Genomic DNA, 7,968 nt, shown 5'->3' on the forward strand with positions numbered 1-7,968 from the left:
ATCGGTCCGATTCCCGGTCGAAGCGGGTCAAGCGATTTTCGCTTTCCAGTTCTTCGCTTTCGCGTTTCCCTTTCCGGCGAGTCCGACTCTATCAGGCAATTCCTTTCCCTCTGACCCGGCCCCCGCAGGCATGCGGAAGCCCGATCCGGGCAGGGTTTCGCTGGAGAGTCGCCGCCGGCCCCAGGACTCGAAGTCGCGGCGGGGCCAGGCAGATTTACGACAGTACAGCCTCGCCGGGAGACGAGGCAAATCGCTCCCGGTGCACTTCTACGTCAGCCAAACGGGACATCTCGTGCGGAACCCTGCCTTAACATGACTTACCCTGCTGAGGAGTACGCCGCCCTGCGACATGAAGCGGGGGTGGTCGTCGAGCAGGCACGCCCCAGCTCCACCTCCCGGAGGCACCCATGACCCACGTGACGTCCCCCCTCAGCGGACAGGCCATCGGACTGGCCGCGGTCCCCGACCCGGTCTTCTCGGGCGCGATGGTGGGGCCCGGCACGGCCATCGACCCCGTCCGGGAGCCCGGCGAGGCGGTATCGCCGGTCGACGGCGTCGTGGTTTCCCTGCACCCGCACGCGTTCGTGGTGGTGGATGGAGAGGGACACGGTGTACTGACGCACCTGGGCATCGACACCGTCCAGCTCAACGGCGAGGGGTTCGAGCTCCTCATCAACAAGGGGGACACCGTCACACGCGGACAGGCCGTCGTGCGGTGGAATCCGGTCGACGTCGAAGCGGCCGGGAAGTCTCCCATCTGTCCCGTCGTGGCCCTGGAGGCCACGGTCGACTCCCTCTCTGACGTCCTGGAGTCGGGCGAGGTGAAAGCGGGCGGCGCTCTTTTCGGCTGGCGGTGACCCTGCCTTTCCATGACGAACCAGTCCGACGTACACCGCGGGGGTTCCACCGCCGCACAACCGAAAGGCGGGTGAAATGGAGACAACGCTGCGAGGCGTCGGCGTGAGCCACGGGGTGGCCATCGGCGAGGTCCGGCACATGGGGACCGCGGTCCTGGAACCGCCGGTCAGGCAGATTCTCCCGGAGGAGACGGAACGGGAGAAGGGGCGTGCCCGCCAGGCCGTGGAGGCCGTCGCGGCCGACCTGGTCGCGCGCGGCAATCTCGCCGGCGGCGAGGCCCAGGGGGTGCTGGAAGCGCAGGCCATGATGGCGCAGGACCCCGAGCTGATGGCCGATGTCGAACGGCGCATCACCGAGGGGAGCACGGCCGAGCGCGGTCTCTACGACGCTTTCGCCGCCTACCGCGCGCTGCTGGCCAACGCCGGGGAGTACCTCGCGGGGCGGGTCGCCGACCTCGACGACGTACGCAACCGGATCGTGGCACGGCTGCTCGGGGTGCCGATGCCGGGGGTACCGGACAGCGACCATCCGTACGTGCTCATCGCCCGCGATCTGGCTCCGGCCGACACCGCGCTGCTCGATCCGGCGCTGGTGCTCGGTTTCGTCACCGAGGAGGGCGGGCCGACCAGCCACAGCGCGATCCTGGCGCGGGCGCTCGGGGTACCGGCCGTCGTCGCGCTGCCCGGGGCGGGTGAGCTGGCCGAGGGTGTGACGGTGGCGGTGGACGGCGGCACCGGCGAGGTCTTCGTCGAACCCAGCGCCGAGAAGCGGGCCGCTCTGGAGGGTGCGGCCGCGGCGCGCGAGGCGGCGCTGGCCGCCTCCAGCGGTCCGGGCGCCACGTCCGACGGGCACAAGGTGCCGCTGCTGGCCAACATCGGCGGCCCGGGCGACGTACCGGCGGCGCTGCAGGCCGGCGCGGAGGGCATCGGGCTCTTCCGTACGGAGTTCCTCTTCCTGGACGACAGCGAGCAGGCGCCCTCCGAGGAGAAGCAGATCGCGGCGTACCGCGCCGTGCTGGAGGCGTTTCCCGAGGGCAGGGTCGTCGTCCGGGTGCTCGACGCCGGAGCGGACAAGCCGCTGGACTTCCTCACCCCCGCCGACGAGCCGAACCCGGCGCTCGGAGTACGGGGGCTGCGCAGCCTGCTGGACCATCCCGATGTCCTGCGCACCCAGCTGACCGCGCTGTCCAAGGCCGCCGAGGGGCAGTCGGCTCAGCTGGAGGTCATGGCGCCGATGGTCGCCGACCGCACCGACGCGAAGCACTTCGCCGACGCCTGCCGCGAGGCGGGGCTGCGGGCGAAGGTCGGGGCCATGGTGGAGATCCCGTCCGCCGCGCTCCGGGCCCGCTCGGTGCTCCAGGAAGTGGAGTTCCTCTCGCTCGGCACCAATGATCTGGCGCAGTACACCTTCGCCGCCGACCGGCAGGTGGGCGCGGTGTCCCGGTTGCAGGACCCGTGGCAGCCGGCGCTCCTGGACCTGGTGGCGCTGTCGGCGGACGGGGCGCGCGCCGAGGGCAGGAGCTGTGGAGTCTGCGGTGAGGCCGCGGCCGATCCGTTGCTCGCCTGTGTGCTGACGGGGCTCGGGGTCACCTCGCTTTCGATGGGCGCCGCGTCTCTCCCCTACGTACGGGCGACGCTCTCGCAGTACACGCTGGCGCAGTGCGAGCGTGCCGCCGCCGCGGCGCGGGCGGCGGACTCCGCGGAGGACGCGCGGAGCGCGGCCCGGGCGGTGCTGGAGGGCGCGTAGGGCTTCGGAGGCAGACGCGTAGGGGCTTCCCGCCGCGGTGGCGGGGAGCCCCTACGCGTGTGGGGCGCGGGTCAGTGGTGGGGCCGGGGTTCCTCCGCTCGGATGTCGAATCCCGCGCGGTAGTCCACGCCCGGTTCGGGGCCGACCGGTTCGCCGGTACCCGCGTCGGTGCAATAGGCGGAGAACACCTCGCCGGCGGTCAGCGGGAGGAGGCTGCCCCGGTCGAGCCGCCAGCCGTGGACGCGGTCCGGGGCATCGGGGGTCGTGGTGCGCAGGACGACTCCTCCGGGGGCCTCCAGCGCGACCCCCACCGCGAGCACGGTCGCCAGCTCCGTCCCTTCGGCCGGTGAGAGAACGGGCGGGCGTCCACCGTCCTGGCGGGTGTGCAGGACGGCGAGGAGCCGGTCGTCGGTGGAGCGGATGGAGCAGACGATGTGGTGGGTGCCCGCACCTGCGGCTTCCAGCAGCCGCAGCAGCAGGTGCGAGGCGCGGTCGAAGGCGGCCCCGCCGATGTCCTGGCCGCAGTCGGCGCACGCGCCGAGGTCGGCCAGGAGCACGGTGGCGTACTCCCAGGTCGCGCGGCGCACGACGCGGGAGACGAGGAGAGGGAGGAGCCGGTCGAGCGGCTGGCCGGTGTAGGGGACGGTGGCGCCCGAGGCCGCGATCTCGGCGGTGAAGCGGGTGCGGGCGTCGGCGCTGTCGGGGTCGAGCCGGTGTTCCGCGCAGAACTCGCCGAACTCGGCCGGGTCGAAGAGCGCGAGGCTGGTGTGGAGTCCCTCGGCCTCGAACCCACGCAGCAGTCCTTCTACTTCGCGGAGGTAGGCGGCGTGGTCGTCGAACGGGAAGGTCCGGTAGGTGCGCATCGCGGCGAAGTCCTGCGGGTCGACCAGGACGCCGACCGTGCCCGGTACTTCGCGGCGCAGGGCGCGGCGGCCGGCCCGGGGCCGCCGGTCGGGCGGGGCCCCGGTGCGCCGGGTGCGTCGGGTGGTGCCGGTCGCGCGGTCGTCACGGTCGGTGCGTCCGGTGCGGTTCATGAGCGGTGCTCCCCCTGGGTACGGTCGAACTGTGCTCACTCAGCGTAACCAGGGGGTCTGACAACGGGTCGTATCAGTGACGGGTGCGGGCCAGTTCGGCGTAGAAGGCCAGAAGGCCGACGTCGTCGACGGAGCCGGCGTTGACCGCCCTGTCCAGGGGTGTTCCCTGGAGGAGGCGCTTGACCGGGACCTCGATGCGCTTGCCGGTGAGGGTGTGCGGGATGCCGGGCACCTCGATGACCTCGTCGGGCACGTGGCGCGGGGAGAGGTTCTCGCGGAGGGTGCGGGCGATCGCGGTGCGCAGGCCGTCGTCGAGGACGGCGCCGTCGGCGAGGTGGACGAAGAGCGGCATCCAGTAGCCGCCGTCGGGCTGTTCGATGCCCACGACGAGGGATTCGCGGATCTGCGGCAGCCGCTCGACGGCCTCGTAGATGTCCGCGGAGCCCATGCGTACGCCCTGGCGGTTGAGGGTGGAGTCGGAGCGGCCGTGGATGATCACGGAGCCGCGCCCGGTGAGGGTGATCCAGTCGCCGTGGCGCCAGACGCCCGGATAGGTGTCGAAGTAACTGTCGTGGTAGCGGCTGCCGTCCGGGTCGTTCCAGAAGCGCAGGGGCATGGAGGGCATGGGCGCGGTGACGACGAGTTCTCCGACCTCCCCCAGGTGCGGTTTGCCCTCGGGGTCCCAGGACTGGAGGTCGGTGCCGAGGCAGGGGGCCTGGAGTTCGCCGATGTGGACGGGGAGGGTGGCGACCGCGCCGGCGAAGCAGCTGCAGACGTCGGTGCCGCCGCTGACGGAGGCGATCCACAGGTCGTCGGTGATCTCGTCGTGCAGCCATCGGAAGCCGTCCGGGGGCAGCGGCGAGCCGGTGGTGGCCACGCACTGGACGCGGCTGAGGTCCAGGTCGCGCCCGGGGTGGGCGCCTGCCTTGCGGCAGGCCATGACGTAGGCGGCCGAGGTGCCGAAGAAGGTGGCGCCGGTCTGTTCGGCGACGCGCCACTGGGCGCTGATGTCGGGGTGCCCGGGGCTGCCGTCGTACAGCACGACGGTGGTGCCGGTGAGGAGGCCGGAGACGAGGAAGTTCCACATCATCCAGCCGGTGGAGGTGTACCAGAAGAAGCGGTCCTCGGGGCCGAGGTCGCAGTGGAGTCCGAGCTGCTTGTAGTGCTCCAGCAGGATGCCGCCCTGGGACTGCACGATGGCTTTGGGCAGCCCGGTGGTGCCGGAGGAGTAGAGGACCCAGAGCGGGTGGGCGAAGGGGACCTGTTCGAAGCGGGGTTCAGTGTCGCCGCCGGTGAGGTCGGCCCACGCGAGGGTGCCTTCCGGGGCGGGGGTGCCGAGCAGTGGTACGTGGACGACGGCGCGCAGGGTGGGGAGTTCTCGGCGGAGTTCGGCGACGGTGGCGGTCCGGTCGTGTTCCTTGCCGCCGTAGCGGTAGCCGTCGACGGTGAACAGGACGACGGGTTCGACCTGCTGGAAGCGGTCGAGGACGCTGCGGGCGCCGAAGTCGGGGGCGCAGGAGGTCCAGACCCCGCCGACGGCGGCGGTGGCGAGGAAGGCGACGACGGCCTGCGGGATGTTCGGGAGGTAGCCGCTGACCCGGTCGCCGGGGGTGACGCCGAGGTCGCGCAGTTCCGCGGCGAGGGAGCCGACCTGGCGCCGGAGTTCGGACCAGCTCATCACCGCCTGGGCTTGTGTCTCGTCGACGTGGAAGAGCGCGGGCGCGTCGGCGCGCAGCGGGTCCTCGGCGGTGCGCAGGGCGTGTTCGGCGTAGTTGAGGGTGGCGCCGGGAAACCATTCGGCGCCGGGCATCGTGCGCTTCGCGAGGACGGTCTCGTACGGGGTGGAGAACCGGATGTCGAACCATTCGGCGACGGCCCGCCAGAAGGGGCCGAGTTCCTCGACGGACCAGCGGTGCAGTGCGGGGTATCCCCCTTCGGCGGGGGCCCCGTGGTGTTCGGCCGCCCAGCTCTGGAAGCGTGTGACGGCCGCGGCGGCGACGCGCTCGGGGCCGGGCTGCCACAGGGGGGTCTCGTCGGCTGCTGAGGTCATCGGGCGGCTCCTGGCTGACGGGTGCGCGGGGTGGGCGTCCGGCGCTCACGGGCAGGGGTGGTGTGCGTGAGCGCCCGCCCTTGAGGGCGATCCTTGAGGACGATGCCATGTGATCGTCCCCGGCACCAGGGTCGGTCGGGCGGGTTCGGGGCGTGGCGGTCGCCGGGCGGGCGCGGCGCCCGGACCGGGGTGTGCGTGTACGTCCGCCGGGCCCGGGGTGAACGGAAGTTGAACGAAACGCTCGCCCGGTTCGACTGATGGCAAGGTGTGCGCCATGGACGGTCATGACCTGGTGCGCTCGGTGAAGTTGATGGGTTCGGTCGGTGGCGTGCGGACGGCCTGGAGGGCGTGGCGCGGGGATTCCTGGGCACCGCGGCAGCGGGGTCCGGAGCTGGCCAGGGTGCCCGGACCGCTGCTGGGGGCGGACCCGGGGCCGGGGGGCGGTGTGGTGCGGTTCGCCCGTTCGGAGCTGAGCATCCGGGTGGCGGCGGGCGGAGCGGTGTTCTGGGCGTGGGACGGAGCCGGGAGGCTGCCGTCGTACGGTCTGCCCGGCACGGAGCCGGCGCCCGATCCGCGGGCCCGGCTGGAGCCGGGCACGGACGGTGGCTGGCAGGTGGTGTCGGAGCGCCTGACGGTGTCGGTGTCGCGCGACGGGGCGGTGGAGCTGCGGACGCCGGGTGGGGTCCGCCTGCGGCGGGAGTTGCCGCCGCGCTGGTGGGAGGCGACGGACGGGGGGGCCGTGCGGTGGGTGCAGCGGGCGGAACTCCCGGCGGATGCGCGGTTCTTCGGGCTGGGCGGGCCGTCGTCGGGGCCCCGGCTGCGGACCGGTACGTACCCGCTGGGCGCGGCGGACACGAGAGGTGCGGGGCGGTCCGGCCGGGCGGACGGGGCGGCCGGGAAGCCGTCGGCACCGGTGATGCCGGTGCAGTTCGTGGTCGCGGACGCGGGAACGCACCTGGTGTTCTACGACAGCTGCGGGACGGGCCGGATGACCATCCGTGAGGGTGAGGAGGGTGCGGGCTCGGGGCACGACCGGCCGGGCGGGAGCGAGGTCCGGGTGGACGGGGGGCCGTTGCGGTGCTGGGCGGTGGCGGGTACACCCGCCCGGGTGCTGCGGGGCTGGACGGCGCTCACGGGTGCCCCGGCGCTGCCGCCGCCGTGGGCGCTGGGGCCGCAGCTCGCCGTGGAGGAGGGGGCCGGCGGGCAGGAGGTACGGCGGATCGCGGCCGGACACCGCGACCGCGGGTTGCCGCTGAGCGCTCTCCACCTGCTGGGTGGTGAGGCGGACGGCGCTCCGGGGGCTCGGGCTCCCGGTCTCGCGGAGCTGGCGGCGGGGTTGCGGGCCGACGGGGTGCGTCTGATCGCGTCCGGGCCGGTGCGGCGGGACCCGGTGGACGGAGTCGCCGCGCCGGACGCACGGGCGGGCGTGAGTGTCAGGGGCGACGGTCCGCCGTCCCTGGTCTGGCGTGATCCGGCGGAGCCGCCCGCGGTCCCGCGCTCCCGGGAGCGGCCCTTCCGGCTCTCCTCGCCCGTCCGGCTGCCGGAGGCTCACGCCACCCGGCCGGGGCGGGGGCGGGCTGACTGCGCCCGATCCGGACGGAGCGGAGTCTCGGAAGATCGGTCCGGCGCCGCAGATCGGCGGTGGCCAGGGCGATCCGTACGCCGGTCCAGTCCTCGCCGGTCCGCTGGGCGACCGAGGCGCGCAGCACCAGACGGCCGCTGCCGTCGCCCTGGCGGTACGCCAGACGGTAAGCCGGCACCCAGACGACGCCGGGCACGCCGTACTCCAGCTCCAACTCCACCTCACCCGCGCCGTCGACGGTCAACACCGCGCCGACCGAGGTCTCCACGTGCGCGGCCGGGGCGTCGGTGGAGGCGCGGGCGAGCCGGTGGGAGGCGACCTCCCATTCGTGTTCGGCCGTGCGCAGGGCCTCCTCCAGCCCGGCGAGGCGGTGGTGCAGCCCCGTCAGGCGCTCGTCGACGAACCCGGCCAGTTCCAGCCACGCGTCGACCGGGGTACGGCGGTGCGGGTCGTCGCGCTTGCGCGGGGGCGGTACCGGGCGGAGCGCCCCGACCTCCTCGATCCGGCTCAGCACCCGGTCCCGGCGCCCCCGCGCCACCGCGTACACGTCCTTCAGCCGCTCGACCTCGTCCCGCAGACCGTGGGGGGCCTCCACGCCGGACGGTTCGGCGCATGAGGGATCATCAAGCGGTGACACTTCACCGAGGAGCGCTACATGTGTATGGGAAGTTAGGTACTGGGTCTGACGGCGCCTGAAG

The 7,968-nt window shown here is 73.2% G+C and carries 5 protein-coding genes and 1 pseudogene; 3 read left to right on the forward strand and 3 right to left on the reverse strand.

The genetic code is table 11. The annotated features are described in order from the left end of the window. The first annotated feature begins 407 nt into the window (after nt 1-407). The gene (locus tag ACWD3D_RS29840) at nt 408-857 is read left to right on the forward strand and encodes a PTS sugar transporter subunit IIA (protein ID WP_451463876.1); all 450 of its coding nucleotides are present in this window, start codon (nt 408-410) and stop codon (nt 855-857) included. A 76-nt stretch (nt 858-933) separates the two neighbouring features. Then, nucleotides 934-2,604: a phosphoenolpyruvate--protein phosphotransferase gene (ptsP, locus tag ACWD3D_RS29845; protein WP_451463877.1), complete on the forward strand. Its 1,671-nt coding sequence runs from the start codon at nt 934-936 to the stop codon at nt 2,602-2,604. Between the two features lie 71 nt (nt 2,605-2,675). Here the strand turns inward: ptsP and ACWD3D_RS29850 are convergent, their stop codons facing one another. Both ACWD3D_RS29850 and ACWD3D_RS29855 read right to left on the reverse strand, forming a co-directional pair. After that, nucleotides 2,676-3,638: a hypothetical protein gene (locus tag ACWD3D_RS29850; protein ID WP_451463878.1), complete on the reverse strand. Its 963-nt coding sequence runs from the start codon at nt 3,636-3,638 to the stop codon at nt 2,676-2,678. Between the two features lie 73 nt (nt 3,639-3,711). Beyond that, complete coding sequence (locus ACWD3D_RS29855) at nt 3,712-5,688, reverse strand: acetoacetate--CoA ligase (RefSeq protein ID WP_451463879.1); 1,977 nt, start codon at nt 5,686-5,688, stop codon at nt 3,712-3,714. A gap of 274 nt (nt 5,689-5,962) precedes the next feature. Here ACWD3D_RS29855 and ACWD3D_RS29860 point away from each other — a divergent pair. Then, nucleotides 5,963-7,129 (forward strand): annotated as a pseudogene (locus ACWD3D_RS29860) (glycosyl hydrolase); the annotation flags it as partial. Here the strand turns inward: ACWD3D_RS29860 and ACWD3D_RS29865 are convergent. Beyond that, nucleotides 7,122-7,907 carry a DUF4139 domain-containing protein gene (locus ACWD3D_RS29865; protein ID WP_451463880.1) on the reverse strand — a complete coding sequence of 262 codons (786 nt, stop codon included), beginning with the start codon at nt 7,905-7,907 and terminating at the stop codon, nt 7,122-7,124. The pseudogene ACWD3D_RS29860 and the gene ACWD3D_RS29865 overlap by 8 nt on opposite strands. Nucleotides 7,908-7,968 lie beyond the last annotated feature (61 nt).

It is taken from the genome of Streptomyces sp. NPDC002690, assembly GCF_053592415.1.

Coding starts and splice junctions, on each gene's coding strand:
- ACWD3D_RS29840 (WP_451463876.1), top strand. CDS start 408: ATGACCCACGTGACGTCCCCCCTCAGCGGACAGGCCATCGGACTGGCC.
- ptsP (WP_451463877.1), top strand. CDS start 934: ATGGAGACAACGCTGCGAGGCGTCGGCGTGAGCCACGGGGTGGCCATC.
- ACWD3D_RS29850 (WP_451463878.1), bottom strand. CDS start 3,638: ATGAACCGCACCGGACGCACCGACCGTGACGACCGCGCGACCGGCACC.
- ACWD3D_RS29855 (WP_451463879.1), bottom strand. CDS start 5,688: ATGACCTCAGCAGCCGACGAGACCCCCCTGTGGCAGCCCGGCCCCGAG.